This is a genomic window from Ruegeria sp. THAF57 (genome assembly GCF_903914075.1).
In the GTDB taxonomy this organism is placed as follows: domain Bacteria; phylum Pseudomonadota; class Alphaproteobacteria; order Rhodobacterales; family Rhodobacteraceae; genus Ruegeria.
The window spans coordinates 417992-443876 of sequence record NZ_CAIWNQ010000003.1 but is presented as its reverse complement, the minus strand read 5'-3'; the positions used below and the strand labels follow the sequence as shown (position 1 = coordinate 443876).

Annotated in this window: 24 protein-coding genes; 12 read left to right on the top strand and 12 right to left on the bottom strand. The window is 54.5% G+C overall.

Features of this window, described 5'->3' with window-relative positions:
- Positions 1-15: 15 nt before the first annotated feature.
- A complete protein-coding gene (gene phaZ / locus RUESEDTHA_RS10095) occupies positions 16-1287 on the top strand; it encodes a polyhydroxyalkanoate depolymerase (protein ID WP_180886613.1) in 1272 nt (423 codons plus the stop codon).
- Positions 1288-1304: 17 nt separating this feature from the next.
- Complete coding sequence (locus RUESEDTHA_RS10090) at positions 1305-1877, top strand: DUF6151 family protein (RefSeq protein WP_255431678.1); 573 nt, start codon at positions 1305-1307, stop codon at positions 1875-1877.
- Here RUESEDTHA_RS10090 and RUESEDTHA_RS10085 read toward each other — a convergent pair.
- The 4 genes from RUESEDTHA_RS10085 to RUESEDTHA_RS10070 all read right to left on the bottom strand — a co-directional run bounded on the left by RUESEDTHA_RS10085 (position 1868) and on the right by RUESEDTHA_RS10070 (position 5043).
- Entirely contained in the window at positions 1868-2584 is a 717-nt protein-coding gene (locus tag RUESEDTHA_RS10085; protein WP_180886611.1) for an alpha/beta fold hydrolase, read from the bottom strand. The genes RUESEDTHA_RS10090 and RUESEDTHA_RS10085 overlap by 10 nt on opposite strands.
- A gap of 81 nt (positions 2585-2665) precedes the next feature.
- Positions 2666-3280 (bottom strand): hypothetical protein, encoded by a 615-nt coding sequence (locus tag RUESEDTHA_RS10080; RefSeq protein WP_180886883.1) that lies wholly within the window; start codon positions 3278-3280, stop codon positions 2666-2668.
- Between the two features lie 33 nt (positions 3281-3313).
- Positions 3314-4297, bottom strand: a complete 984-nt coding sequence (locus RUESEDTHA_RS10075; protein WP_180886610.1) for a carboxylesterase — start codon at positions 4295-4297, stop codon at positions 3314-3316.
- The gene (locus RUESEDTHA_RS10070) at positions 4294-5043 is read right to left on the bottom strand and encodes a carboxylesterase (protein ID WP_180886609.1); all 750 of its coding nucleotides are present in this window, start codon (positions 5041-5043) and stop codon (positions 4294-4296) included. The genes RUESEDTHA_RS10075 and RUESEDTHA_RS10070 overlap by 4 nt, the downstream gene beginning before the upstream one ends.
- 552 nt (positions 5044-5595) lie before the next feature.
- On the opposite strand from RUESEDTHA_RS10070, the gene RUESEDTHA_RS21035 reads away from it, so the two are divergent.
- The 4 genes from RUESEDTHA_RS21035 (at position 5596) to RUESEDTHA_RS20865 (ending at position 6871) form a co-directional block, all read left to right on the top strand.
- Positions 5596-5745, top strand: coding sequence for an Arm DNA-binding domain-containing protein (locus tag RUESEDTHA_RS21035; protein ID WP_180886608.1), 150 nt, complete (start codon positions 5596-5598; stop codon positions 5743-5745).
- Positions 5746-5888: 143 nt separating this feature from the next.
- Positions 5889-6278 carry a hypothetical protein gene (locus RUESEDTHA_RS10060; RefSeq protein WP_180886607.1) on the top strand — a complete coding sequence of 130 codons (390 nt, stop codon included), beginning with the start codon at positions 5889-5891 and terminating at the stop codon, positions 6276-6278.
- A 157-nt stretch (positions 6279-6435) separates the two neighbouring features.
- On the top strand, positions 6436-6651 hold the full coding sequence (locus RUESEDTHA_RS10055; protein ID WP_180886606.1) for a helix-turn-helix domain-containing protein: 216 nt from the start codon (positions 6436-6438) through the stop codon (positions 6649-6651).
- On the top strand, positions 6563-6871 hold the full coding sequence (locus RUESEDTHA_RS20865; protein ID WP_255431677.1) for a helix-turn-helix domain-containing protein: 309 nt from the start codon (positions 6563-6565) through the stop codon (positions 6869-6871). The genes RUESEDTHA_RS10055 and RUESEDTHA_RS20865 overlap by 89 nt, the downstream gene beginning before the upstream one ends.
- 249 nt (positions 6872-7120) lie before the next feature.
- On the opposite strand, the gene RUESEDTHA_RS10045 is transcribed toward RUESEDTHA_RS20865, so the two are convergent.
- The 5 genes from RUESEDTHA_RS10045 to RUESEDTHA_RS10025 all read right to left on the bottom strand — a co-directional run bounded on the left by RUESEDTHA_RS10045 (position 7121) and on the right by RUESEDTHA_RS10025 (position 13112).
- Positions 7121-8794 (bottom strand): acetolactate synthase large subunit, encoded by a 1674-nt coding sequence (locus RUESEDTHA_RS10045; RefSeq protein ID WP_180886604.1) that lies wholly within the window; start codon positions 8792-8794, stop codon positions 7121-7123.
- Positions 8795-9403: 609 nt separating this feature from the next.
- On the bottom strand, positions 9404-9619 hold the full coding sequence (locus RUESEDTHA_RS21030; RefSeq protein ID WP_219635847.1) for a GNAT family N-acetyltransferase: 216 nt from the start codon (positions 9617-9619) through the stop codon (positions 9404-9406).
- 200 nt (positions 9620-9819) lie between these two features.
- Positions 9820-11877, bottom strand: a complete 2058-nt coding sequence (locus tag RUESEDTHA_RS10035) for an FAD-dependent oxidoreductase (protein WP_180886603.1) — start codon at positions 11875-11877, stop codon at positions 9820-9822.
- Positions 11878-11952: 75 nt separating this feature from the next.
- Positions 11953-12621 carry a TetR family transcriptional regulator C-terminal domain-containing protein gene (locus RUESEDTHA_RS10030; RefSeq protein ID WP_255431675.1) on the bottom strand — a complete coding sequence of 223 codons (669 nt, stop codon included), beginning with the start codon at positions 12619-12621 and terminating at the stop codon, positions 11953-11955.
- Positions 12622-12794: 173 nt separating this feature from the next.
- Positions 12795-13112 carry a DUF6614 family protein gene (locus RUESEDTHA_RS10025; RefSeq protein WP_219635845.1) on the bottom strand — a complete coding sequence of 106 codons (318 nt, stop codon included), beginning with the start codon at positions 13110-13112 and terminating at the stop codon, positions 12795-12797.
- Between the two features lie 90 nt (positions 13113-13202).
- On the opposite strand from RUESEDTHA_RS10025, the gene RUESEDTHA_RS10020 reads away from it, so the two are divergent.
- A complete protein-coding gene (locus RUESEDTHA_RS10020; protein ID WP_180886600.1) occupies positions 13203-14495 on the top strand; it encodes an FAD-binding oxidoreductase in 1293 nt (430 codons plus the stop codon).
- Between the two features lie 21 nt (positions 14496-14516).
- On the opposite strand, the gene RUESEDTHA_RS10015 is transcribed toward RUESEDTHA_RS10020, so the two are convergent.
- Together RUESEDTHA_RS10015 and RUESEDTHA_RS10010 are read right to left on the bottom strand one after the other, a co-directional pair.
- Positions 14517-15869 carry an MATE family efflux transporter gene (locus tag RUESEDTHA_RS10015; RefSeq protein ID WP_180886599.1) on the bottom strand — a complete coding sequence of 451 codons (1353 nt, stop codon included), beginning with the start codon at positions 15867-15869 and terminating at the stop codon, positions 14517-14519.
- A 27-nt stretch (positions 15870-15896) separates the two neighbouring features.
- Positions 15897-16535 carry a TetR family transcriptional regulator C-terminal domain-containing protein gene (locus RUESEDTHA_RS10010; protein ID WP_180886598.1) on the bottom strand — a complete coding sequence of 213 codons (639 nt, stop codon included), beginning with the start codon at positions 16533-16535 and terminating at the stop codon, positions 15897-15899.
- Between the two features lie 139 nt (positions 16536-16674).
- Between RUESEDTHA_RS10010 and RUESEDTHA_RS10005 the strand changes: the two genes are divergently transcribed.
- The 4 genes from RUESEDTHA_RS10005 to RUESEDTHA_RS09990 are packed head-to-tail and all read left to right on the top strand — an operon-like array spanning position 16675 to position 22406.
- On the top strand, positions 16675-18312 hold the full coding sequence (locus tag RUESEDTHA_RS10005) for an NAD(P)/FAD-dependent oxidoreductase (protein ID WP_180886597.1): 1638 nt from the start codon (positions 16675-16677) through the stop codon (positions 18310-18312).
- The gene (locus tag RUESEDTHA_RS10000; RefSeq protein WP_180886596.1) at positions 18309-19841 is read left to right on the top strand and encodes an NAD(P)/FAD-dependent oxidoreductase; all 1533 of its coding nucleotides are present in this window, start codon (positions 18309-18311) and stop codon (positions 19839-19841) included. The genes RUESEDTHA_RS10005 and RUESEDTHA_RS10000 overlap by 4 nt, the downstream gene beginning before the upstream one ends.
- The gene (locus tag RUESEDTHA_RS09995; protein ID WP_180886595.1) at positions 19838-21013 is read left to right on the top strand and encodes an aminomethyltransferase family protein; all 1176 of its coding nucleotides are present in this window, start codon (positions 19838-19840) and stop codon (positions 21011-21013) included. The genes RUESEDTHA_RS10000 and RUESEDTHA_RS09995 overlap by 4 nt, the downstream gene beginning before the upstream one ends.
- A gap of 13 nt (positions 21014-21026) precedes the next feature.
- Positions 21027-22406 (top strand): aminotransferase, encoded by a 1380-nt coding sequence (locus RUESEDTHA_RS09990; protein ID WP_180886594.1) that lies wholly within the window; start codon positions 21027-21029, stop codon positions 22404-22406.
- Between the two features lie 33 nt (positions 22407-22439).
- On the opposite strand, the gene RUESEDTHA_RS09985 is transcribed toward RUESEDTHA_RS09990, so the two are convergent.
- On the bottom strand, positions 22440-23219 hold the full coding sequence (locus RUESEDTHA_RS09985) for a class I SAM-dependent methyltransferase (RefSeq protein ID WP_180886593.1): 780 nt from the start codon (positions 23217-23219) through the stop codon (positions 22440-22442).
- Positions 23220-23407: 188 nt separating this feature from the next.
- Between RUESEDTHA_RS09985 and RUESEDTHA_RS09980 the strand changes: the two genes are divergently transcribed.
- Entirely contained in the window at positions 23408-25867 is a 2460-nt protein-coding gene (locus tag RUESEDTHA_RS09980; protein ID WP_180886592.1) for an FAD-dependent oxidoreductase, read from the top strand.
- Positions 25868-25885: the final 18 nt, after the last annotated feature.

The window sequence follows — 25885 nt, the reverse complement described above, 5'->3', positions numbered from 1 at the left end:
CAGGAGACCCATTTTATGCGCTACATGATGACCTACGACTTGATGGAAACCATGCGCAACACCAACCAGTGGATGGGTGCAACCGCCAGTGCGATGGCCTCTTACCCGCTGTTTTCGATGGTTCCCAATCCACTGTTCAGCATGATGGCGGCCTGGGGCGAGGTGACAGAACGCACCTTTCAGCGCATGATTGCCAAACCCGACTGGGGCATTCGCACCTATACCTGCGAGGACGGCCGGGACCATATTGTCGATATCGTCCCCGTGTTGGAGCGTCCGTTCGGCGACCTGATCCACGTCCGCGTGAATGGGCGCGAAGAACAAGCGCGCAAAGTTCTGGTGGTCGCTCCCATGTCCGGCCACTATGCAACGCTGCTGCGCTCGACAGTCAAAAGCCTGTTGGTCAATTGCGAAGTCTACGTCACCGACTGGCATAATGCGCGCGATATCCCCGTGTCCGAAGGAAAGTTCGATGTAGAGGACTATACCCTCTATCTTGTCGATTTCATGAAAGAACTGGGACCAGAGACTCATGTTGTTGCAGTTTGCCAACCCGCCCCGCTGACACTGGCCGCCACCGCGTATCTGGCGGAGGTAGAGCCCAAAGCGCAGCCCAGCACACTGACCCTGATCGGCGGGCCTGTTGACCCGGACGCAACACCCACTGACGTAACCGATTTTGGCCGCCGCGTGACAATGGGCCAGTTGGAAGAGACCATGATTCAGCGCGTCGGCTTCAAGTACAAAGGCGTTGGCCGCATGGTTTATCCCGGCCTGCTGCAACTGGCGTCATTCATGTCCATGAACGCGGATCGCCATTCCAAGGCGTTTTCGGATCAGATTCAGCGCGTCATGCGCGGTGAGGCGTCGGATCATGACGCACATAACCGGTTCTATGACGAGTATCTGGCGGTGATGGACATGACCGCGGAATTCTATCTGTCGACGGTCGAACGTGTCTTTAAAAACCGCGAAATTGCGCGGAACGAGTTTGTCGTTGCAGGCCACAAGGTTGATATCGGGAAAATCACCGACGTCGCCGTGAAAACAGTCGAGGGCGCAAATGACGACATCTCGGCCCCCGGTCAGTGCATCGCGGCGCTTGATCTTTGCACCGGGCTACCAGATTCGAAAAAGGCGAGCCACGTTGAACCCGGCGCGGGACATTACGGTATCTTTGCCGGCCGCAGTTGGCGCGACAACATCCGCCCGCTGGTCATCGACTTCATGAACGCCAACACGCGTAAACCGCGCCGTCGGGCGGCGAACAAGAACAAAGTCGCCTGATCACCATGCCAAGTTCCATGGCGGAGGATTTCGCATTTTCCTGCAATTGTGGCGCGCTTCACGGCGCGATCACCGCTGCGGGGGCGAAATCCGCAACGCATACAGTGTGTTTCTGCCATGACTGCCGCGCGGCTCAGCTATATTTCGGGCAACCCGACCCGGCCCCCGGCCCCGTCGAGGTGCTGCAGATGCTGCCAGAAGAAATCAGGATTGACGGCGGGGCCGAACACTTGGCCCTGATGCAGCTCAGCCCCAAGGGTATGCTGCGCTGGTACGCAAGTTGCTGTAACGCGCCACTTGCGGTTACGACCCGAACGCCGAAATTCCCCTTTGCGGGGTTCATCGTGAAACGAATTGCAGACCCAAGCGGCTTGGGCCCCATCACGACCCGAGGGTTTGTTCCACAACGCAACGGCAAACAATCCCATGAAAAGCTGGGACCTGCCGTCACTGGATTGATTTCGCGCGTACTGAAGTCGCGGATGTCCGGAAGCTGGAAGAACTCTGTCTTCTTCGACCCCAAGACCAGACAGCCCGTGGCAACGCCTGTAATCCTCAGCCAATCTGAACGGGCAGCGTATTACAAATAGGGCAGCCGAACCGGGGCATTCAACCAGGATTCAAGTGCCGTGTTCACGGCTGCGGGGGCCTCGAGCGGGGGCAGATGCCCTGCTTCGTCGATGACCTTCAACTCGGCATTTGGGATCATTTCCGCCATGAACGCATGCCGACGCACGGGTGTAAGCTGATCGTGCGCCCCGCATAAAACCAGCGTTGGCACTTCGATATGCCTCAGCGCGCCTTGCTGGTCTGGACGCCGTTGCAGGGCGCGCATCTGACGTTCGAAGACGTCCGCCCCTAGTTCCTTTGCCATCGCCATGACTTCTTTCAAGACGGGAACCCGTCCCAGACCCGGTGCTAAAGTCTCGGATCCAATCAGCCTATTCATGACATCTTCAAGCCGCCCCGACTTTGCGCCTACGATAAGCTCTTCCCGGTCTGCCGCGATCTGAGGTGTATCGGCCTGCGCGTCCGTTGACATCAGGCACAAACGGGACACGCGCTGAGGTGCACGCCGAACGATCTCTAACGCGACAACGCCACCCATGCTAAACCCACCAAGGGCGAAACGATGCGGTAGTTGGTCCAGCAAGCCAGAGGCAATCTCTTCGATGCGGTCACCCGTCGTCACCGGAGCAACCGTCACCGCGCGTTGGTAAGACAGGTAGAGTATCTGAGCTCCGAACAACCGCGCGTCGCACATGAACCCGGGCAGAAAAACCAACGGTTCGATCACGCAGGGCCTCCTTAAATTCGACCACCTTGGCGTTACTTTTCCGCAGGATGTGAGGTTTTTCTAATGTCGGCAAGAAAAAACTCAGGGATAGTCTATTCCCCGGAACTTCGGAAAATCCGCATAACGCGCCTTTCGGGTGTTCAGATTCTCAGTCGGCTTGGCACCTGCGCGCAGCAAGGTACCGCGCGGTGCAATATAGCTGTCGATCCGGCGGTGGGGGATCGGCCTCCAGACCAGATTGAAAGCGCAGAGCTTAGGGAAAAACCAGATTTCGGAATAATCCAGATGGTCATGCATCCACCAAGCAAGGTCGCGCCAGTCGCGACCGGTTTCGTATTGATCAGCAAACCACGGGATCACGACCGAGGCCCCCGCGATCCGGTCATCCCCTTCCCCACGATCCCAAATATGGCATTCCAGAGGATTGTCATTTCGCGCACAGTTCAGACGGTTTTCATTCCCGAACCGGTTCAACGAAGGTGAGCGATAGCCAGACCGCACCGCGACCCGGCCAAAGGTTTCCTCCAGCGGGTCCAGAAGAGTTTCGCAAAAGGCTCGCCCCGTTTGGATCGCCAAATCAGGATTGTCGGGAATGTTCTGTTTTTCGTGAAAGTTGCCAATCTCGGAATACAAAAAATCACGCATGAAGAAATGACGGGACAGTCGCACCCTGCCAAAGGTTTCAAGGCTCCACATGCTGGCCGGTTTACGCATCAAAGCCCCCCTGCATTACCTGATCCCCAAAATTTCTAACCAGTTCAATATACCCGCTACGGTCGCATCCGTTTGCCCCGGTGACATCAACCTCCCGGCGACAACATGCGAGGCGGGGTCATCCTCGGGGCCCATTGTCACCAATTCCGTTGTCGATTGCGCGCCCCACGTCGCCGCAACCTCGTGCGTGATATCTGGCCTTACAACTTGATCATCATCCGAAAACCAAAACAACGCCGGGACCTTTGCGTCAGAGTAATCAAGCCTATTCACCGCATCCACCAACACCGTCATTGGCACGACCGCTTCCCAAGGATAGGTCGTTGACCAATACAGGTTCTTCTCCGGATCCGGGCCAGAGACGTCCCGTGTCTCTCCCATCAGAACAGGCAGCCAATCCCGCGCCCAAGGTAATCCGGGTATCCAGGCACCGGGTGTGTTCACTCCGAAATTGGGCGAGACAAAGACAATACCCGCCAGATCCCTGCTCAGGTCTTCGTCTATGGCAGCGGCTGCTGCTAGTGTCCCGCCTGTCGATGTCGAAATCACGACAACCTGATCGCCTACCGCACGCGCCGCAGCCAGCCCCTCGGCCAGATCCTGCATCCAGCCCGAGGCCGTTCCGTCCGCCATTGCCTCGCTGCTACGCCCGTGCCCCTGCAGCCGCGTATAGACCAGATTTGCCCCCAGTGCGTCAGCGACCATATCGGGCACCGGGCGGATTTCCTCGGACGACGCGGAAAACCCATGCAGATAAAGAACGGAAACCGGGGTTCTGCGCTCTTTGAAACCGTCCTGCCAGATCACGCGCTTTTCGACCCCGGGGACGATATCGTCAAAAGCCGACTCGACGCTTTCGAAATAGACTTGGACGCCCTCGCCAAATTTCCGAGGATCAAACTGAGGATGAAGGTCTACAACTTCGCGTGGGCCAAACCAGTAAATCAGGCCCCCAACAGCGATAAGAGCCAAACACAGACGACCTATTAGCCGCATCATGATGCATTCATCACATCTATGACGGCCTGCTCGATCAGCCCAAGGCACGGCCCGTCCGAAAACCGGTGATCCGCATCTTTGACAAGCAGCAAACTCATGTCGGGTCCAGTCGCATGTTCAAGCAGTCTGACCGCAGTTGCGGTTGAAACCGCAGTATCCTCGGTGCCCTGCAAAAAGCGCACCGGAAACGGCAGTTCCAACGGGCTACGCAGGACAAGTCGGGCGCGGCCATCTTCGATCATCCGTTTCGTAATGATGTAGGGCTCCATATAGTCCGACGGCAGCTCAACATACCCGACCTCCTCCAGCGCCTGTTTCTGAGCATCCGTGAACGAAGCCCAGTATCCATCCTCGGTAAAGTCTGGCGCCGCTGCGATCGTGACCATGCCTGCAATCCGATCCGGCATCATCTTGGCCAGCAACAAGGCCTGCCATCCGCCCATCGAAGACCCCACGACAATCAAAGGCCCCTCAGTTAACTCGGCAACCGCGGCCGTTGTATCCTCATGCCAATCCCCGATGCACCCCTCTTCGAAAGCGCCCCCGCTTTCACCGTGCCCGGAATAGTCGAACCGCAAAAACGCCTGCCCGCGCTCCTGCGCCCAGGCCTCAAGATGCACTGCCTTAGTGCCTTCCATGTCTGACTTGAGTCCGCCCAGAAACACAACGGTCGGCCCCGTCCCTTCGCTTTTGTGATACGCCAACTGCCGCCCCTGCGCGGTGTCCAGAAATTCAGCCACAGCCATTTAACCCTCTTTGCTTTGCGAACATCATGCACGTCCCAACCCCAACCGCAATTCCCCGATCCGCCCTTCATCTGGCTAAAAATATCCCGAGGTGCCGCCATTGGTTCAAGCGCCAATGGCGGCGGGCTAGCGCCCCTCGCTCCAGCACTTGTCACAATCCCTCCCAACTTCCAAAGCAGCCAAACGCAAATACCCCGCAACTGGGCGTTCTCAGACCTTGCCCAAGCGGAATTCCCACAAACATAGAGAAAATACCTTAATACACAGTCGCTTGCCTGCAGCACCAAGCCGCTTCACTGCCTCTGTCAGCACCCCCTGTTGATATCATACTACAACAGTGACGCATCAGTGACGCGAGGTTGGCGGGCATGCTGCTGTGTTGATAGTTAAAGGTCGGCAGGCGGGCTCCAACAGCCCCCCGACTAACACGACCGAACTGCTCAAGAACACGGCCATGCCAAAGAATACATCTGACTTTCTGACATCTGTTGCAAGTCGAGTCGATCAGGACGACCGCGACTCGCGGACGCGCAATAAGCGGGTCTTACCCTTGTGGTCACCACACAGGGCAAGCGTTGGATATACCGCACCCAAAAAGGCAAGCGGCAGCGTCAGGTCACCCTCGGGCATTATCCCGCTATGAGCCTTGCCGAGGCACCAGAGGCGCGGGCGCGACCTATCACCAAAGGCGCCGACAAGTAGTCTGAAACTACGCTAGACGAACTGACAGAGACCTAATTAGCAACCATGCAGACGCGCGGCGCAATGTCGTGGCGGCGGTCGCAGAAGATCCTCATCAAGATCGTCTTGCCCATCCATGGTGGCATGCGCCTAGGCGCACTGACGTGGAGGCCCTGAACGCGACATTTGCCCACCTGATAGATGACAAACTTGGTGCGGCTCGCAACATCCGCATGGCAATGGCAAGCATGTTCAAGTGGGCGAGCAAAAAGAAAATAATGTCCGCAGGCGTACCACCCCCACAGTTGGACAAGACACCGAAATCGCAGATCAAAGACTACCGCCAGTCCATGTCCGAACTGCGCACGATGGTCCGGGGCCTCGACGTACTGCAAGACATCGACCGGGACATCATGCGCTTGCAATTCTTTACAGGCACCCGCATCAGCGAGGCGTTGGGCGCTGAGTGGTCGAAGATTGACTTGGAGCATCCGCGAAGGCCTACGCATTTTGGACAGCGGTTAGAAAATGACCGTGGAAAGTGCCGCGCTTGAGATCCTAACGACATGTGAAAGGGCGGACGGAGAAACGCTGCCCCACCCTGATACCGTGCGCAGATGGCTTCGCTCAGAAGTCGCACGTCGCTATCCGGCTAGAACCCAATTCAACCCACTTCGGTGGGTTACGACGTTCTCTGAAAGGAGGCCGTCCATGCCTTTACTGGAACCCGAAAGCGTTAAACCAGACCTGACACCGACTGCCACCACGAGAGAACTGCGTGTGACGCGTACGGCGGTGTTGAAACTGGTTCTGTCCGAAGAGCTGAACGCTTACAAAGTTGGCCAACGCCTGCGCATCACCCACAGCTCACTGGGCGCTTATTTGGACCGCCAGCGTTTCATGCCGAACGAGGAGAGCGTGGCATGAACCCGCCCGTACCTGCCCCAAGTCAATCCTCGGGGACCTGTCGGTCAAGGAAACCTGCCGGGAGTTGCAAGTATCGACCTCAACCGTCTGGCGCTCGCTCGACTCCGGCGATTTGACCGGCTACTCGACCGGTCGTGTCACACGGATCGACCGGTCGAGCATCGACGCCTTCAAGGCCAGAAACCGCAACCAGCCGAAAAAGGCCAGCGATGCCGCGTGACATAAACATCGTCCGAGGCGCTGGGCGTGGCTGAACAAACACTTGGCGGGCAAGTTAGTACCATTTCAGAGGGGCATCAGTGATGCGAACAGTGACCATCCCCGCCCGGAACACCGAAACACGCAGGAAATTGACGAATTTTTCGCAACACAAGCTTCTGTGGGCGTAGCAGGAAACCACGTCGACCTGGTGTTTTTTACACTCTGCCCGCCTCCAGCCCAATCTCTCCGACCAAACTTAGAAACCGGATCAGATCAAACAGACCTTTTCGGCCAGCTCGTCAATCAGAACGCGTTGGTTTTCACTGTAATCAACAGGAAGATCGATCAGGTGTACGCCACCTGCTGCAAACGCCTGATCAAAGGTGGGTACCAGGTCAACGGTTCGCTCCACCCGGTGACCGGTTGCGCCATAGCTTCTAGCATATTGCACAAAATCAGGGTTGTTAAACTCCAGCCCCCAATCTTCAAACCCGGCGTGAGATTGCTTCCAACGGATCATCCCATACGAGCTGTCGTTCAGAATGGTTACAACCAGATTGAGGCCCAAGCGAACGGCCGTTTCAACCTCCTGACTGTTCATCATAAAGCCACCATCGCCACAAATCGCCATGACGCGCCTGTCAGGATAGAGTTTGGCCGCCATCATGGCTGAGGGAAGGCCGGCTCCCATCGTGGCCAATGCGTTATCCAGCAAGACTGTATTGGGCTGGTAGGCCTGATAATTTCGCGCGTACCATATTTTATAGATGCCATTGTCCAATGCGATGATATCGCAGTCGCGCATGACTTTGCGTGTATCGGCCACAAACCGCTGTGGGATCACCGGAAAGCGTGGATCGTCTGCTCCTGCCGAGATATGCATATCGGTTTCCTGCTTGACCCTCTCGAAATAGCTGCGGTCAAAATCCAGTGGGCCACCAAGCTTTTCGCCCAACCGTTCGATGGATTGAGCCAGATCGCCGACAACCTCGACCTGCGGGAAATAGACTTGGTCAACTTGCGCCGCCTTGTAGTTCACATGGATAACCTTGGTTCCACCTTCCTTCATGAAGAAGGGCGGTTTTTCCACCACATCATGACCCACGTTGATAATCAGATCAGCCCGTTCGATGGCGCAGTGCAGGTAGTCCCCGTCTGACAACGCCGCCGTTCCTAAAAACAGATCGGACCGCTCGTCTACAACGCCTTTGCCCATCTGTGTGTCAAAGAAAGGAATCTGCGTGTCATTCACAAACTGGCTGAGAGCGCTGCGAGCATGCTTTCGGTTGGCTCCCGCCCCCAACAAAAGCAAAGGCATACTAGCCGAGCGGATCATCTCGGCCGCCTCATTCAGAACCCTGTCACCAGCCACGGCGTAGTAGCGCGGATGAGGTTGCAGGACCGGCTCGGTGGTATCTTCGGCTGCTATATCCTCGGGAAGTTCCAGTAGAACGGCGCCGGGACGCTCCTCTTGCGCGACGCGAAACGCTTCTCGGATTAACGAGGGGATGGTGTTGCCGTGCACAATCTGCTTGGACATCTTGCAAATCGGGTCGAACAAACCCACCACATCAATGATCTGAAACTGGCCCTGCTTCGATTTTTTGATCGGCTTTTGGCCCGTGATCATAACCAGTGGCATCCCGCCCAAATGCGCATAGGCGGCTGGTGTCGCAAAATTTGTGGCGCCGGGGCCCAGTGTTGCCATGCAGACCCCCGCCTTGCCCGTCAATCGCCCATATGTTGCGGCCATGAACGCTGCGCCCTGTTCATGACGGGTCAGAACAAGTTCAATCTTGGACGTCCTTAAAGACTCCAACACATCCAGGTTTTCCTCGCCGGGGACAGCGAAAACATATTCGACACCTTCAGCCTCCAGCGCTGCGACTAACAAATCCGAGGCTTTGGTGAAGGAGGTTGCGGTTTGGTCAAAAGCAGACATGTGCTCTCCTAATATCACTGTGGATCGGTTGGTCTGGCCTGAGATGCAGGTGAAAATCTAACCCATCCAAAATAGGGGCGGTTCGTTCAGTTTTCACCGGCTTGCGGCAATTGGCATTCAAAAACACAGCATCTATCGCTACCTAGCGGCTGCTTTCCAATACAGCACGCGCCAGACAGGGCTTCAACGGCCGTAGCAACCGACAATGTCCTGTTACGAGCAGGCCAACGAACTCCGCGTTAGACCAAAAAAACCACTGATATGACCTCCGCAATTATCGAACAGTATTTCTTCGGACCTCTGACGCGAACATGGCGTCGAGACGGTGCCACCAATACCGGACGATAACCTTGCTAACTTCGATCCTTCAACGCGCAAAAAGTGTTTCACCATTGGGAGCGAAAATGGGAACTGAATATACAGCATCACCGCCAATCGAGTAGCCCCAGGTCTAGATGTGAGTTAATTTTCTGGGATCAATTTTATATGGAAGGAGGCTACTAAACCCTTGCCCGCCTCAAGATGAGTTTTTCCGGCAAGACGGCACCAGTTATTCGATTTTTTCACAGACAATAAATGGCGTTTATAGGCTACTTTGGCTTACAGAACTCAACCTTCGTAGTTGAATTCTTGAGTTGTCCAGTAGGTGGTTGAAACACCTTCCTGCTTGGCGGGTTGAAAGACACATTCGATCAGAGCTCGATCAACACCTTTTCCCCTGACCTGCGGATCAGTGAAAAGATCCATAAGATAACACGTATCCTCGACCGACCACATGAACCGATGGTAGAGATTGTGCGATAATCCAACCGGCTTTCCGTCCAACTCAGCGATCAGACAATTGTATTCACCTGCATCCGTTTACAGCAGTCTCGTAGAAACCCAAGTATGCTGTCCACAGCCTGCGCCACTGTTCGTTGTCTTGCAATTCGAGCGGACGGATAGTTAAGCCATCTGGCCTGGATAGTTTCTCCTTCGTTTTACTGAATACGTTCAATCGAGATCGCGTAATACAGTCAAATGAACTAATGCCCGACATCCACACGGTCATGAATAAGTGGAATGTCCTCATCCACCGCTTCGCCCAATTCCTGGGCGTATCGGTGGCCTGAATAAACCGCTGCCGCAATTATCGCCGGAGCGTCACAATCACCAATGCGACGAAGGCTAAACTTCAAGTCTTCAGAACTTATCCGCCCTAGCAATCCGCTGTAGAGGCTATCATTTGGCTTCCGAGCGGTAACCATAACAATATTGGCAACCGGAACGGTCACACCTGGCCCGCCATAGGTGCACTCCAACTCTGCGATTTCGCCGTCAAAATGCTTGAGCGACTTTGACGGCAGGACCTCGACCCCCAATCGAAGCAGATGCGTTCGGATGCGCCATCGTTCGGACGTTTTTCCAGCCCAGTCGGAAACACTGTCAGATGGTGTTACCAGCGTGACGGCATGTCCCTGAGCTCGTATTTTCTCAGCGATGATGCTGGCCATGTAGTAGCCATCCCCATCGAAAACGAGCGTCGGTCCATCGGGGAGCCTTCCATCCATAATGTCATCAGGGGTGAAAACGCGGCTTAGGGCGGCTCCTTCTGCGACCGGGACAAAACGCTCTTCGTCAAAATACTCCTTCCGCCAGGTCGCGCCAGTAGCGATCGCAACGTGGTCAGCATCAACGGCCAAGATATCGTCAACTGTCAGAGGGCTTTCACGGTAGATTTCAACGTTCGGCATCTCGATCAATTGCTGCTCGCGGTAGTCTTTGACGCGAATGTACTCGCTCATGCCAGGCAAAGCGGCTTCGCGCGAGACCCTGCCACCCAACTCACGCGTAGCTTCTGCCAATTGGACATCGTACCCACGCACGCCAAGTGCCCGTGCCGCTTCCAGTCCCGCAGCGCCTGCCCCGACGATCAAGACGCGCGCATCTGAGGATTTCTTACGAATGATTTCAGGGTGCCAGCCTTTGCGCCACTCCTCCCCCATTGTTGGGTTTTGAGTGCATCGAATAGGTACCCCTATCGAGTCACTGGCGTAACAAACATTGCATCCAATACACTCTCGGATCGCGGACAAGCGCCCTTCCTCAATCTTCTTTGGAAGGTATGGATCAGCAATCGACGGGCGCGCAGCCCCGATGAAATCGGTTATGCCCCGCCTGACTTGCGAGACCATGGTATCCGGTGACGTAAAGCGACCAACGGTCACGACAGGCTTATCCGTTACCGACTTGATCCAATGCATGTAGGGTTCAAGTGCTGCTTCTTTGGTGAAACGGGAGACACCCATCTCGACCGAGTAGTCTGCGATGTTGATATCCCACAAATCCGGCAGGTCAGAGAGCATCTCAAACATCTCTCGACGTTCACCATAGATTGGCTGACCATCCTCGCCGATCTCTTCATCTGCCGAGAACCGAACGGCCACAGCGCACCTGTCGCCAACAGCGTCCTTGGTTTCCTCAATCAGTTCTCGAGTCAAACGCACCCTGTTTTCTAAGCTGCCACCATATTCGTCACTGCGCGTGTTCACTCGCGGGTGCAGAAAATTCGAGATCAGGTATCCGTGCGTTGCGTAAACATAGACAACATCAAATCCCGCATCTCGCGCCCTCAAAGCCGCCTTTCTATGCCAGCGGCGTAAATCCCGGATGTCCTGTTTGTCCATTGCGCGTGTCTGAAAAGGGTGTCCTTTCGTATTTGGGCGACTGTCGACATCCATGCTCGGCAACCGGGAAAACAAGTTGTTTGAGTTGGCGCCTCCGTACCAAAGCTCAGCCCCTGCTAGGCTGCCGTATTCGTGCACCGCGTCTGTCATCAGGGCGTGCGCCCGAACATCACTGTCATCCCAAAGCGACGCATAAGGGTGCGGTAGGTCATCAGAAGAAGGATGGATTGAGTTGTATTCCGTACATATGACACCCCATCCGCCTTGCGCTTTCACTTTGCGCATCTCGGCAAGTGTACGCGGGTATTGCCAACCCATTCCAGTACAGTGCGGCACCTGATAAAACCGGTTTGGTGCAGTAACTGGCCCGATTTGGACTGGTTCGAAAAGGATGTCGTAGCGAGAGTCCCTACCCATATTTTTACCCTTAGTTAGCTGCGTCATGCGCTGGCTGATTTTGTCTGGAGATTCCGGTTTTAGGGCCGCTTTGTTTCAATCACTGTTGTTGAATGCGGGCATTTGAAAGTGGTCCGGATAGACCTTGGAAAGGAAGGCGGAGATGTGATCCCGGGCAACAGAACGTTGAAAATTCTCGGGATAAGTCAAAAGCTCCAACCAGATTCCGTCGTAAAGAGCCTCCAAAATGTTGGCGACTTGCGTTGGCGGAATGTCGTCGCACCCACCGTCCTCAGAAATTTCGGAACACAGGCGCAGCGCGATATTGTACCGCTCTTGATCGATACCATTGATAAGATTGCGGTAGACTTGGCGCCGCCCTGCCTCTCCAAAAAAAGCAAACCAAACGGCCAGTTTCTTTGGAGTGCAAATATGGGGGTGAAAATGCGCATCGACGATAGCCAACAGCTTTTCTGGCGCTGACAAGCCTGCATTATCGAAGGCTTCCAACCACTGTTCGTGGTGTTCGTTGGCGAGAAACAGCAGCGTTTCTTCCAGCAATTTTTGTTTGCTTTTGAAGTGGAAGTTGACGATGCCGAGCGACAAACCTGCAATCTCGGTCACGGTGGACATGGTCGTTCCGCCAATTCCGTTCTGAGCAATTGAGTCGATTGTAGCGTCGATGAGTTGTTGACGCCTCACCTCTTTGGACTCGGTACGCCGCCGCCCCTCGGGGTTTGTTTTTTCGATTGGCGATTGTCTCACCCGAATGCATCCCATCTACTAAAGCAATTCATCGGTCTTGCCTGCCCCCACAGCCACTCTCATCCAGCGAGTGAGAATTTGACATCTAAAGGAAATATGTCATTGATTGAATGATCATTCAATGATGAAGAGAAAGTGATGTGAAAACAGTCCGCATGTTCGCAATCGTCGATCTAAAGTTCCGACCAAAACGTGAAAAGCGGGTCGTTTACCATAGAAATAACCCTGCGATGCAAAGCCCCCAGAGGCTCAATGCGATCCTCAATGGCCACCCAGGCTGCATCGGCCTGCAATTGATCCCTAAACTCGATAACTGCCATAAGCGATTGATCACGCTGCTCGTCGGTATCGTAGCCACTTGCGGGATTGCGTTTACACAAAGGCGTCCCGTTCGTGGCTAGACCTGTCGTGACCAAATGTTCCACAAACGCGTTCCAAGCCTGCTCGAATGCATCGAGTTCGACGGTTGGCTTCAAGTCAAATTGGTTCAACAGTCTTGGCATTCGTCACAAACTTTCCGGCAAAGTATCGTCAGCCAAACTTATGCAATTCCCCCCGCAAGGCAAGCGCGAGGCCCATAGATGATCCGCAACGAAAATCCCGTCATCGCAAACAGCCTGTGGTCAGCAACTGCAGCTTATCCGACCGAGTACCCCCAACTCGTTGGCGAACAGAAATCGGACGTGACTGTGATTGGCGCGGGGTTCACCGGGCTTTCAGCAGCGATTCATTTAGCCGAGCAAGGCGTTAACGTTATTCTGGTGGATGCGCAGCATCCAGGATGGGGCGCGTCAGGACGCAATGGCGGCCAAATCAACGTGGGTCTAAAGGACGGACCAACGGGCATCAAAGCAAAGTTTGGAGATTTCTGGGGAACCAGAATGATCCAAATGGCCGGTGACGCTGGCGACCTTGTGTTCGACTTAATCGACCGGCACGACATTAAGTGCGATGCAAAGCGCCCTGGCTGGCTGCGTGCCGCTCATACTCACAAAACACTCAGGGAATTGCACAAACTAGCCGAGGATTGGGACAACCACGGCGGGGGCATGAGACAGCTTGATCAAAGCGAAATGCAGCGACTAACCGGGACCGAAGCCTACCTTGGTGGCGTTCTGGATCGCCGTGGTGGTGTTTTGCACCCGCTGAATTATGCGCTTGGACTGGCCGAAGCAGGTCACCGCAATGGCGTGCAAGTCTTCGGCGAAACGCCTGCCAATCAGATTGAATCAGAGGCCGGCCGCTTTCGCGTCGAAACTCCCAAAGGAGCTGTCATCTCAGAAAAGGTTTTGATTTGCACGAACGCCTATTCCGGAGATCTGCATCCGCGGTTGGCTCAGTCAGTTTTACCCGTTCGTTCAGTTCAGGTTGCCTCGTCGCCTCTTTCTGACAATCTCCGCCGGACAATTCTGCCGGAAGGCAACGCTTTGTCAGACGCGCGACGCCTGCTTCTGTACTTCAGACAAGACGCAGAGGGTCGCTTTCTGATGGGTGGGCGCGGGACCTACAATGACAATTCCACTCTCAAACAAATTAAGCGATTGAAACGCATTTCTGTTGAACTTTTCCCCCAACTGTCTGGAGTTCAGTGGGAATATGAATGGGGTGGCTTTGTCGCACTAACAAGAGATCACTACCCACATCTGCATGAACTCACGCCGGGAATTATGACCGGCTTAGGATACAATGGGCGCGGCGTAGCCATCGCCACGGCAATGGGGCGAGTCCTTGCTAAATGGGCTACCGGAACCAAAACAGAAGAGCTGGAGTTTCCGGTCACCCCCCTCAAACCGCTGCCTTTCTCGTTCGCGAGAGAAACACTTGTCGAAGCAGAAATCCTGCGTCTAAAACTTTTGGATAAGCTGGGCTTTTGATGCGCTTACAATCAGCGTGGCCTAGCGGTTTTTGTGGAAGAAGCGATAGGTCAACGCGATCGCGGCTATCGAAAGACCTGTGCCGTACCCAATCCAAACCCCGTTGGGGCCGAACCCAAACCAAAAGCCCAGCGCATATCCAAGTGGCAATGCAAAGACCCAATAGGCAATCAGGGTAATTGCAACGGGAACATGATTGTCCATCATGCCCCGAAAAGCGCCCAACATTGTCCCCTGCACTCCATCTGCAATCTGCATTGCCGCAATCACAAGGAACATCGATATCGCAAGAGAAACAACCTGAGGATCATCTGAAAGGCTATTGGCCAAAGGAGCACGGCCAATCAAAATTCCACTGACGACAACAGCCATCCAACCCACGACGACCAACAACGACGCCAACACGATCGGCTTGAGTCTTTCTTGCTCATCCGCACCAATAGCCTGAGCTACACGTATCGAAATCGCAATCGAAACGCCCAGAGGAACCATGTAGATGACGTCGCTGACCGCGGAAACGATTTGATGCGCGGCGAGCGCGGCAGCGCTGAACCAACCAAGCATCAGACCGGCAACTGCATAAGCGGCCCCCTCCCCCAGATAACCAACGGAAATAATGAATCCTTCTTTGAGTTGCGCTTTGACCTCTGGCCAATCGAAACTCGCGGCTCTCAGAAGGCCTCTCTTTCTTTTCCATGCTCGTAAAATCACGAAGGCCATAAGCAACGGCACTATCTGAGACAACAGGCTAGCAATCCCGGCACCGACGAGACCCAGCCCCGGCCAACCACCCACTCCGTGGATCAGAACATAGTTCGAAGGGATGTTGAAACCGACCGCGAGGAATGCAAGGCCAACGCCGATCCATGGGCGGTTCATGGCGTCAAAGAGAGCCTTGAGCGCATAGAAAATCGTAAAGGGCACCAACAGAAGGCTCATCGCGATCCAGTAGCCGCCAATTAGGCTGATCACCTCAGGCGGTTGTCCAATCCAAGAAAGGCCGGGTTTAAGGCAGATCATTACAACGGCGCCAACGGCGCCAACGATCAAGGAAACAAATATTCCGGCGCTTGTTGCTGTTGCCAGCCCTCGTTCGCTCGTTTTCCCGAAGGCTTCAGCCATCCGCACACCAATAGCGGATACAAATCCGTAAAGCGCCGAATAGAAGATGATCAGTACTGAAGCTGTGATTGAGACCGCCGCCAGCGGAAGCGTTCCCAATGGGGCCACCATAATGGTGTCAACGACGCCAATCAAAGCAGCTGCAGCAAGAGAAATAACTATTGGTAGAGCAAGCCGCGCTAAGTAGCGCGCCTCACTCAAGATGGTGCCCCAAGATGGCAGAGGTTGCTGCGATACCCGCACGCGCGTCATATTGATGGGCCTTTCAGTCGAATTTGACTAAGCCGTATCCCCAAGTAATTCCGGAACCAAGCGAACAAGGCATCCCCAGGCAGCCTGTTCTGCCTGCTTTCGGCTCAGGCCTTCCGGAGCAAGATGCAGTCGTTGCCAGTAGCCATCAGTTAATGTCTCCATCCATTCGGCCATTTGATCAGGTGAAGCAACGTCATCTTCGGACAGCAATTCATTCCAGATTTCTCGCAAAGTCTCTCGCCGGCGTGTTTCGAAATGCCCGGCAACTTCATCATATTGCAGTTGAAATCGAAGTTCGCCCCAAAATGCATACCATAGCGGCAAGACATCCGGACCACATGCATCAAGATGGAAGTCAGCTTTAATCAAAGCCCTTATCTTGTCGACCGGCTCGTTTCCGGCTCGCCCTAAGGCAGCTGACCAATGGTCTTCGTAGCGTTGATACAGATCACGCAAGGTTTCGGTAAGAAGGCCAAGCTTTGACTTGAAGTAAAACGCCGCAACACCCTGAGACAGCTCAGCCTCAGACGCGACCGTTGCAAGCGTCGTTTTTGCTAGCCCATGCGCCAAAATAGAACGGCAAGCCGCGTCGAGCAGCTGCCGGCGACGACGGTCTGCGTTCTCCTTCCGCTCTTTGCGGGGTCGTTTACGCTCTGCCTCGACCAATTGCCGCTCCTCCTACGAATGCAGTCATCTACAGCGCGCAAAAAAGATGCGTCAATAGGTAGAAATTTATTTGAGCGCTCAAATAAACTTTACGTATGCGCCCCTGATCTGTAAACGGAAGAGAAAGGGATGGGAAAATTTGACGGTTGAGAACAGATACGATGTGATTGTGGCTGGCGCTGGTCACAACGGATTAACCGCCGCCGCCTATTTGGCGCGCGCTGGCATGCGTGTTTTGGTAGTCGAAAAGAACGACTGGATTGGTGGCGCGGCAGTCAGCCGGTCGCTGCACGAGGGTTGGACGTACTCAAATTGCTCGTACGTTTGCTCTCTTCTGCGACGCGAGATTGCTCGGGACCTCGAGTTACCAAAATACGGGCTTCAGGTTATTCCATATGAAGGCGGTGCGAGCTTTACGCGCGATGCGGATTATTTCGCCTATTACTCTGATCACAACGCTCTTAAGCGTGAAATGGCGCGGCATTCTGCAAAAGATGCCGACGCGTACCGCGGGTATTCGCAAGCAATCATGCGGCAATGCCGATTTATCCGTCCTTTTCTACTTCGTGACGCACCGGACCCTGCCTCTCTCCACCCACGTGATCTCGGCGAACTGGCTTACCTCGTAAAAAAAGCACATGGGCAGGGCAGTCGGGAACTTGGGGAAACGCTGAAATTCTGGACGATGTCCATTGGTGACTTTCTGGATGAGCATTTCGAGAACGACCTGATCAAGGCCCACTTAGCTGGCTCTGGCATAATCGGTACCGGCCTAGGGGTATACTCACCCGGAACGGCCTATGTGCTACTGCATCACTACATGGGTGACATTGATGGCGGTATCGGCGCGTGGGGTTTTGCACGCGGTGGAATGGGCGCAATTTCAAATGCCATTGCTGCATCATTCAAAGATCACGGGGGTACGATCCACACCGGTGCAGGGGTTGAGAAAATCCTCAGCAAAGATGGGCGCGTTGAAGGCGTGGCTCTTGAGGACGGCAAGGTTTTCTACGCTCCTGTCGTTGCCTCCAATATGGATATCAAACGCACTGTTCTGCACCATATTGACGCGGCCGAGTTGCCGGATGACTTCACCAAGGCGGTGCGGAACTTTAAAATTCGCGGCTCTTCAGCCAAGCTCAACATAGCACTTGATCGCTTTCCAAATTTCCCTGCCGCACCCGAGCACACCAGCTTCCTGAGGGGCGACTTGCATGTGTCGCAAAGCCTCTTTGAACTTGAAAAGGCCTATGACGATTGGAAAGTTGGGCGCTGGTCGGAAAAGCCCTATATCGACATGCTAATCCCTAGCCAGATTGATCCAACTATGGCGCCGACGGGGGCACATATGATGACGGTTTTCGTCCAATATGCCCCGTATGATCTGGAAGTAGACGGCGTTAGATCAGCAGAGAATTGGAACGAAAAACAGCGTACTGCGATGGCGGAAACTGTACTCGACCAGATGTCTGTGGCGTGCCCTGACATTCGCGAACGCGTTGTTCACATGGAAGTTCGTTCACCGTTGGAAATCGAGCGCGAGGTCGGCCTGACAGAGGGCAATATTTTCCAAGGTGAACTAACGTTTGACCAGTTGTTCTTCAACCGGCCAGTTCCGGGTTGGTCTCAGTATAGTCTGCCAATCAAAGGACTTTATCTGTGCGGGTCGTCCGCCCATCCCGGCGGAGGGGTTATGGGGGCCCCCGGTGCAAACGCAGCACGCGCAATCCTTAGAAACGAAACACGGCATGGCCGAATGAAGGGGTATGCCGCATGAGCCAATTTGATGCGATTGTCATTGGCGGGGGTGTAAATGGCCTGATTGCCGGAACACTACTTGGTCGACGCGGTAAGAATGTCTGTATCATAGAGAAATCCACCAGGTTCGGCGGCATGGCGTCTTATTCTGTGGATGGCGGCCCTACGCTCGCCCATTCGCTTTATAATTTAAGCCCGAGGGCCTTGAGTGACATCGGGATAGATCCTCAACACCCTGTTCTATCCGGCAAACCCGTCTCCACAGTCTCTCTGTCTGAGGATGGGCGGCACATCGTCTTCAAGAACGACGGCGTCTATTGGAGCGACGGGACAAAACACCCGGAATCCAGTGCCTGGTCTGATCTGACACAGAGGTTGATTACATATGGAAGCCTATTGCGCCAACTCGCCGAGGCCCCAGCACCCGGCGGCCAAAAAACGGTCCTTTCACGGGGCGGGCTGAACGAGTTCTTGCGCCTGGCAAAATTGGGCATCGGCCTGAAAAAGCTAGGCAAATCTGAAATGCGGCGTTTCTTGCAAGTCGTCTTGTCAAATGTCCACGACATTATCCTAGATGACCTGCCGGAAGGACCGGTGGCTGGATTGCTTGCTGCTGACGCAATCTGGGGATCAGCCACCGGTCCAAGATCTCCGGGCACTGTGTTCAATCTGATCTATCGGCTGGGTCACGGCGGTATCATAACTCAACCAGCAGGCGGGATGTCTGCGCTGACTGATTTGATGGTGGAAGCTGCGCAAAAGGCGGGTTGCGTGCTGATGCCAAAAACTGAGGCATCACGCATTCTGTTGGACAACGATACGGTCTCCGGAGTGGAAACCACCGATGGGCGAACCATCACCGCACCCATTGTGCTCAGCAACCTAGCCCCAAAAATAACAAGTCAAATGACCGGACCCTCTGTCTTTGACATCGAAACGATCCGGCGAGTTCGAAATATACGGGCGTGTGGAACAGCGGCTAAGGTAAACCTACGGCTCAAGGATAACTCCCCACTGCCCGGCCTGCCTGAGCAGTTAGCAAACGAACGTCTGATCTTTGCCCCTTCTGTGGAGTACGTCGAAGCGGCATTCAATCCGGCCAAGTATCGCCAAATGTCCAAAGCACCCGTGATTGAAGCCTTCAAAGTGCAGACGGCCGACGGGGCAAGCTGGCTGTCAACCATAGTTCAGTACGCGCCATCTGACCTTGAAGGCGGCTGGACCGAGAGCGCCAAGGAGAAGCTGGCGCAAACTACGGTTGAAACTCTAAGCCGTTCCCTGCCCGGCTTGGGGGATCATATCTCAGGCAAACAGGTCATAACACAGGATCAAATCGAAAGCGCAACCGGAGCGCCAGGGGGGCACTGGCACCATGCGGAAATGGCTTTGGACCAACTGCTGACACTTCGGCCCGCAAACGGGATGGCCAGATACTCAATGGGGCCAAAAGGGCTGTTCCAATGCGGTGCAGCAACACACCCTGGTGGTGATGTCATGGGCCTTGCTGGTCGCAATGCGGCGCTGGCAGCGCTGGAGGCTCAGCCATGAGCATCTTCACCGATCCGAAACTAGGTTTGATCCCCGGACCGTTTCACAAAAAACTTGAAGAGCAAAATCGCGCGCAAAATTGGTACGATTGGGCGGGCTATTCCGCCCCGGGTGTTCTGGACAGTGTCGAGTTCGAGTACTTCGCGCTGCGCAATCAGGCATCCTTGTTCGACATCTCACCAATGCACAAGTACCGATTGACCGGGCCAAACACGACCGCGATGCTCAATCGCCTAATGACACGGGACGTTCGAAAAATCGGTGTTGGTCGCGTGGGGTACGCGATCTGGTGCGATGAAGAGGGTATGGTCATCGATGACGGGACCCTTTTTCACCTTGGCGACAATGATTGGCGCCTTTGCTGTCAGGAACAAATGCTGACATGGTTGCTAGATGCTGCGTGGGGGTTTGATGTTTCCGTCGTCGACGAAACTCACTGTGTTGCTGGACTTTCGTTGCAGGGGCCGACCTCTTACGCGGTTTTGGAAGCCGCTGGTTTAGATGTCAGCAAGCTGAAGCCGTTCGATCTTTCTCAAATTCACCATGATCTGATGATCTCGCGGACGGGCTTTACCGGTGATTTAGGCTATGAGCTCTGGTGCGATTGGGACAAGGCAGAAGCGCTTTGGGACCGCCTTTGGACAGGTGGCGCACATCAGGGATTGCGTGCGATTGGCTACGAAGCCGTAAATTTGGCCCGCATCGAAGCGGGGTTTCTGACCGCAGGCGTGGACTTTCAACCAGTTCACGCAACCGAACGGTTGCACCGAGGCCAAACACCCTTTGAACTTGGTCTAGGCCGGCTTGTCGACTTCAACAAAGGTCATTTTAATGGCCGACGAGAGCTGCTGTCCAAGCGGGAAACTCCAAGAAGCCTCCTCATGCGTTTCGATGTAGAAGGATTCAAACCCTCAGAAGGGTCATTGATCTACAACCGACGCAGAAAAGAGGTTGGGCACATAACATCTGGGATATGGTCGCCGACCGCCAAACGCAACATAGCGCTGGCCCATGTCCGCATGCCAGATGCTAGCCGGTCATCCGGCTTAAAGGCCGAGATTTACACTCTGCAAGAAGGCAAATGGGACACTAGGATGGCGCGCCTTACACCTGTCAACAAAGCCTTTTTCGCACCGCCCCGCGCACGTGCCACGCCACCGGCCCGCACCTAAAGGAGAAGCAGACGTGAACACCCTAGGTAATACACCAACCGACGGCGACCTTGTTGCTTGGGATCGCGACCATCACCTACATCCTTGGGCCGGAACCGAGGGCTTTGGATCCGACGAGTACATGCGAGTAAATACAGCGGATGGTATCTACCTTTGGGATGCTGCCGGGAAGCGATATATTGATGGCCCCGGCGGTATGTGGTGCACACAGATCGGATACGGGCGTCAAGAGATGGCCGATACCATTTCCCAGCAGGTAATGAAGATGCCTTACGCATCGCCGTGGTCGTTTACGACTGAACCCGCGGCCGTTTTGGCGCGCATGATCGCAGAACGCACGCCCGGCGATCTGAACACTGTGCACTTCACGACCGGTGGGTCTACGGCTGTTGATACCGCCCTGCGGACCGCACTGTTCATGAACAAACGGCTTGGTCGACCTGAGAAGAGGATCGTGATCGGTCGGGAAAAAGGCTATCACGGATCGACGTTTCTCGCCGCCACTGTCACCGGGAAAGAACGTTTCGAAACAAGCTTTGAGAAAGCTCAGGATCTGGTGCGTTTTCTGCCCGACGTAAATCCCTACCGCCGGCCAGAAGGCATGAGTGTTGATGCTTGGTGCGACGCCAAAGTCGCCGACCTTGAGAACCTGATTGAGGACGTTGGCGCCGAACGTATTGCCGCCTTTATCGCGGAACCGATCCTGTGTTCGGGTGGTGTGATCGTCCCACCTCCGGGTTATCACAAGCGCACGCTCGAAATTTGCCGGGCAAATGACATTTTGTACATTTCGGATGAAGTCGTTACTGGCTTTGGTAGGTTGGGACACTGGTTCGCTTCAGAAGACGTCTTTGGCATCGTCCCCGACATTATTACCTGCGCAAAGGGTTTAACCTCGGGCTATCTGCCCCTGGGTGCCTGTATCATCTCAGACGCTGTAATGAAACGAATTGCCGAAGCACCGGGCGACGATGTTTTCTACAACGGCTACACATACTCCGGGCACCCTGTTAGCTGCGCGGCTGCAATCAAAAACATCGAAATCATGGAGAGCGAGGATATTCTGGGACACGTTCAACGTGTTACACCTCATTTCCAAAAGCGCCTACATCAAATCAAGGAGAAGTTTCCAATCGTTGGGGATGTGCGCGGTGACGGACTGCTGGGATGCATAGAATGTCGCCCCGGCCTGAAGGTCGAGAGCTACGAAGCGCATGTTAAGTTTGGGCAGAAACTAGACGATGCCTGCGAGGAGATGGGACTGCTCTTGCGCCCATTTGGAAACATGGCTGTGTTCTCGCCCCCTCTGATCATAACTCCGTCGCAGATAGACGAAATGTTCGACATCATGGAGGCTGGTATGGTGCAAGTTAGCAAGGACTACGACGCATAACAGTCATCACGCGGCGACAAGGCACCAGTCAGTTTAGGCTGGTTTGCGGCCCCGGATGTGATGTGGGCAGTGCTCTCCGGTTTTCAACACGGGCTGCATAGCGTCCCAGATCTCGATCTGATGTTCGATAAATTCCGCACCATGCCGGGCTTCCCAGTCAACTCGGTTTGGCCCAGTCAGATCTTCAAGCTCCGCAGCAGAAACCTGTGCATACCAAGGGTTGCGATTGACTAACTCAACGTCTTCAAAGCCAGCTAACTCCATAGCCGCGCGATACTTAGAGGGCGACGCCATCTGAAACTCCAGGGCTTCCATCTTTACGTAGTGCGCCATTTCCGGTGACATTTTCCCGTCGTGATTGGTCAGCCAGTCAGAAGCAGCAAAATGACCGCCTGGTTTCAGTACACGGTGGGCCTCCGCAGCCATCGCCACCTTGTCAGGGATGTGGATGATCGAATCTTTCGAAAACACAACATCAAAAGTACCGTCTTCGAAGGGCATTGGCCCCGGGGTGACTTCTAGGATTTCGACCTTTCCTTCCAGCCCCACCTGCCCAACTCGCTCTCTCGCAGCCGCGCAAACTGGAGCCTCTACATCAATTCCCGTTACCCTAGCGGCACCAAACTCCTTTGCCATCAACACCGCGATGGCCCCAGATCCACAGCCAATGTCAAGGATATGCTTGTCTTTCAGACCAATCCCCTCAACAACTCGAGCGACTTCTTCAGGACCCCCAGGCGAAAGAAAACCCTCGCCCCAAAGCTCTTCCAAAAAGGCAATAACCTGTCGGTCATATAGGACTTCGTCTGACATAGGATTTCCCCGCATTTGATTGTCAGTCAATCACTGTAGTGAAGCCTTTTCTCCCTGCGCAGACAAGCTTTATTACAAAAATCTCAGACCAGGTAATTGACCGTTACTGAATGATCATTCAGTCAGTAGACATAGAACAAATTGACTGATATCCGGAGGAAGGAACGCCAGAAAAGGATTCTGTCGCAATGACTGACACTCTACCGACGCATGTTCAAACCGTGATTATTGGTGGAGGGTCTATCGGCGCGAACACAGCGTACCACCTGACTAGGCTCGGCCATACCGATGTTGTGGTATTGGAACAGGGGCAACTGACATCAGGAACCACTTGGCACGCAGCAGGCCTGATTGTAGCCGGCCTTCTCAAGTCGGAAGCTGAGTGCGCCATCTACACGCACGGTCGAGACCTTTATGCAAACCTAGAGAAGGAAACCGGTATTTCCACAGGCTTCCGCGACGTTGGGTATCTGCAGATCGCAACCAACGAAGAACGCCTGCATGAGATGCGGCGCGTCGCAGCCTTCATGCGGCGTTTTGGAATAAACAACCACGAAGTCTCAGTAAAAGAAGCGCAGGATATGTTCCCTATTGGGGACCTGTCAGACGTCGTCGGAGCATTCCTGATTCCGGAGGACGGGCGGGCTAACCCTGTGGACGTGACCATGTCTTTGACCAAGGGAGCCAAAAACAGAGGCGCACGTTTCTACGAAGGTGTGCGGGTCGAAGAGATTTTGGCCAGAAACGGCACCGCGACAGGGGTCCGCACCGCAAGTGGTCACACCATAACAGCCGAAAACGTCGTGATCTGTGGTGGTATGTGGTCTCGCCAGCTGGGCGCCAGACACGGTGTAAACCTGCCCCTCCAGGCGGCTGAACATTACTATCTGATCACAGATAGCATCCCAGGACTGCCACGCGACCTACCTGTTCTCGAAGACCCTTCCACATACACGTATTACCGTGAAGAAGTCGGCGGGATGATGTTGGGGCTTTTTGAACCCGGCGCTGCGGCTTGGAAAGTCGATGGTATCCCGGATGAATGGCAATTTGGAGAGATCGAGCCAGATTGGGAACGTGTTGGGCCCGATCTAGAGAAAGCCTATTCACGCGTGCCTGACGCCATGAACTACGGCGTAAAAAAACTATTCTGCGGACCAGAAAGCTTTACGCCTGATCTTGCGCCGCTTGTTGGCCCGACGCCTGAACTTCGCAATCTTTGGGTTGCCTGTGGGATGAACTCACTTGGCATTCTGAACGGTGCAGGCACAGGAATGGTGCTGGCTCATTGGATCGTGGACGGCTTGCCGCCAATCGATGTCACCGGCATCAACGTCAATCGCTTCTCCCGTGAAATGGCGACACCGGCTTTTCGACGCGACAGAACACCTGAGTTGCTTGGAAAGCTCTTTGGCCAGCACTACCACAATGAGAACTACAAAACGGCCAGGAACGTTAAGCGCTCAGTGCTTTATGACCGCCTCAAAGAGGCCGGAGCCTTCTTTGGCGAGGGAAATGGTTGGGAGCAACCTGATTGGTTTGCTCCGACTCCCGAAGAGGCCAAGATCGAGAAATACAGTTGGTATCGCCAAAATTGGTTTGAATGGCACGCTGATGAACACCGGGCAGCACGCGAGGATGTCGTCGTAATGGACATGACATCAATGGCGTGTTTCAGCGTCGAAGGACCGGATGCATGCGCCCTTCTCTCTCGCCTTTCTTGCAATGACGTTGATGTTGAACCCGGTCGCGTCGTCTACACAGCCTGGGTAAATGAACGAGGTGGGTTTGAGGCTGACCTTACAGTTACCCGACTATCCGATCAGAAATATTGGGTCATCGTGGGGGAAAACTCGGCGGGTCATACAGAAATGCGCATGCGACGGCACATTCTGGACGATGAGAACGTAGTTATCACAGACATCACTGCAGCGCGCTGCCAAATCAACGTTCACGGCCCAAAGTCGCGTGAGCTATTGAGCAGAATATCCGGAGCTGATTTGTCTGACGAAGGTTTTCCCTTCATGACGGCGCGTGAAATCGACATCGGGTACGCCGTAGTCATGGCTTATCGCGTGACGTTTATTGGAGAACTCGGCTGGGAACTTCACGTACCGGCTACTCAGGCCGTGCAGACCTACGATCTGATTATGGAAGCAGGTCGAGATCTGGGCGTTCGCAATGCCGGGATGCAAACCCTTAACTCCCTACGACTCGAGAAGGCGTACCGTGATTTCGGAATTGACGTGGATAACACGGACAACCCGATTGAGGCCGGGCTTGGCTTTGCCATCAAACTGGACAAGCCCGGTGGCTTCATCGGTAGGGACGCACTGGCCGCGATCAAGGCGAAAGGCACGCCCAACAACCGGATGTTGCAGTTCCTGCTAAAAGACCCAGAGCCTCTCATGTACGGCAACGAGATGATTTATCTAAACGGCAAGGAAGTCGGTTACATTCAAGTTGGTGGGTATGGGCACACTCTCGGCGCAGCCGTAGGTATTGGCTTTGCAGAGGCTGACGAGCCGTTGACTGCAGACTTAATCGCATCGGGGTATTGGCAGATCGAAATCGCAGACGAGAAGTACGATGCGACCGCCTCGTTAAAACCGCTCTATGACCCCGGAATGCACAAGATAAGGTGCTGAAGCCCCCGTTCGTTGTTT

What these genes read in the sequence shown, in the direction of transcription:
- RUESEDTHA_RS10075 (WP_180886610.1), bottom strand. Translation starts at nt 4,297, where the DNA reads ATGATGCGGCTAATAGGTCGTCTGTGTTTGGCTCTTATCGCTGTTGGG.
- RUESEDTHA_RS10045 (WP_180886604.1), bottom strand. Translation starts at nt 8,794, where the DNA reads ATGTCTGCTTTTGACCAAACCGCAACCTCCTTCACCAAAGCCTCGGAT.
- RUESEDTHA_RS09985 (WP_180886593.1), bottom strand. Translation starts at nt 23,219, where the DNA reads ATGTCAGACGAAGTCCTATATGACCGACAGGTTATTGCCTTTTTGGAA.
- RUESEDTHA_RS10000 (WP_180886596.1), top strand. Translation starts at nt 18,309, where the DNA reads ATGAGCCAATTTGATGCGATTGTCATTGGCGGGGGTGTAAATGGCCTG.
- RUESEDTHA_RS10015 (WP_180886599.1), bottom strand. Translation starts at nt 15,869, where the DNA reads ATGACGCGCGTGCGGGTATCGCAGCAACCTCTGCCATCTTGGGGCACC.
- RUESEDTHA_RS09980 (WP_180886592.1), top strand. Translation starts at nt 23,408, where the DNA reads ATGACTGACACTCTACCGACGCATGTTCAAACCGTGATTATTGGTGGA.
- RUESEDTHA_RS09995 (WP_180886595.1), top strand. Translation starts at nt 19,838, where the DNA reads ATGAGCATCTTCACCGATCCGAAACTAGGTTTGATCCCCGGACCGTTT.
- RUESEDTHA_RS10020 (WP_180886600.1), top strand. Translation starts at nt 13,203, where the DNA reads ATGATCCGCAACGAAAATCCCGTCATCGCAAACAGCCTGTGGTCAGCA.
- RUESEDTHA_RS10090 (WP_255431678.1), top strand. Translation starts at nt 1,305, where the DNA reads ATGGCGGAGGATTTCGCATTTTCCTGCAATTGTGGCGCGCTTCACGGC.
- phaZ (WP_180886613.1), top strand. Translation starts at nt 16, where the DNA reads ATGCGCTACATGATGACCTACGACTTGATGGAAACCATGCGCAACACC.
- RUESEDTHA_RS10035 (WP_180886603.1), bottom strand. Translation starts at nt 11,877, where the DNA reads ATGGGTAGGGACTCTCGCTACGACATCCTTTTCGAACCAGTCCAAATC.
- RUESEDTHA_RS10055 (WP_180886606.1), top strand. Translation starts at nt 6,436, where the DNA reads ATGCCTTTACTGGAACCCGAAAGCGTTAAACCAGACCTGACACCGACT.
- RUESEDTHA_RS10080 (WP_180886883.1), bottom strand. Translation starts at nt 3,280, where the DNA reads ATGTGGAGCCTTGAAACCTTTGGCAGGGTGCGACTGTCCCGTCATTTC.
- RUESEDTHA_RS10070 (WP_180886609.1), bottom strand. Translation starts at nt 5,043, where the DNA reads ATGGCTGTGGCTGAATTTCTGGACACCGCGCAGGGGCGGCAGTTGGCG.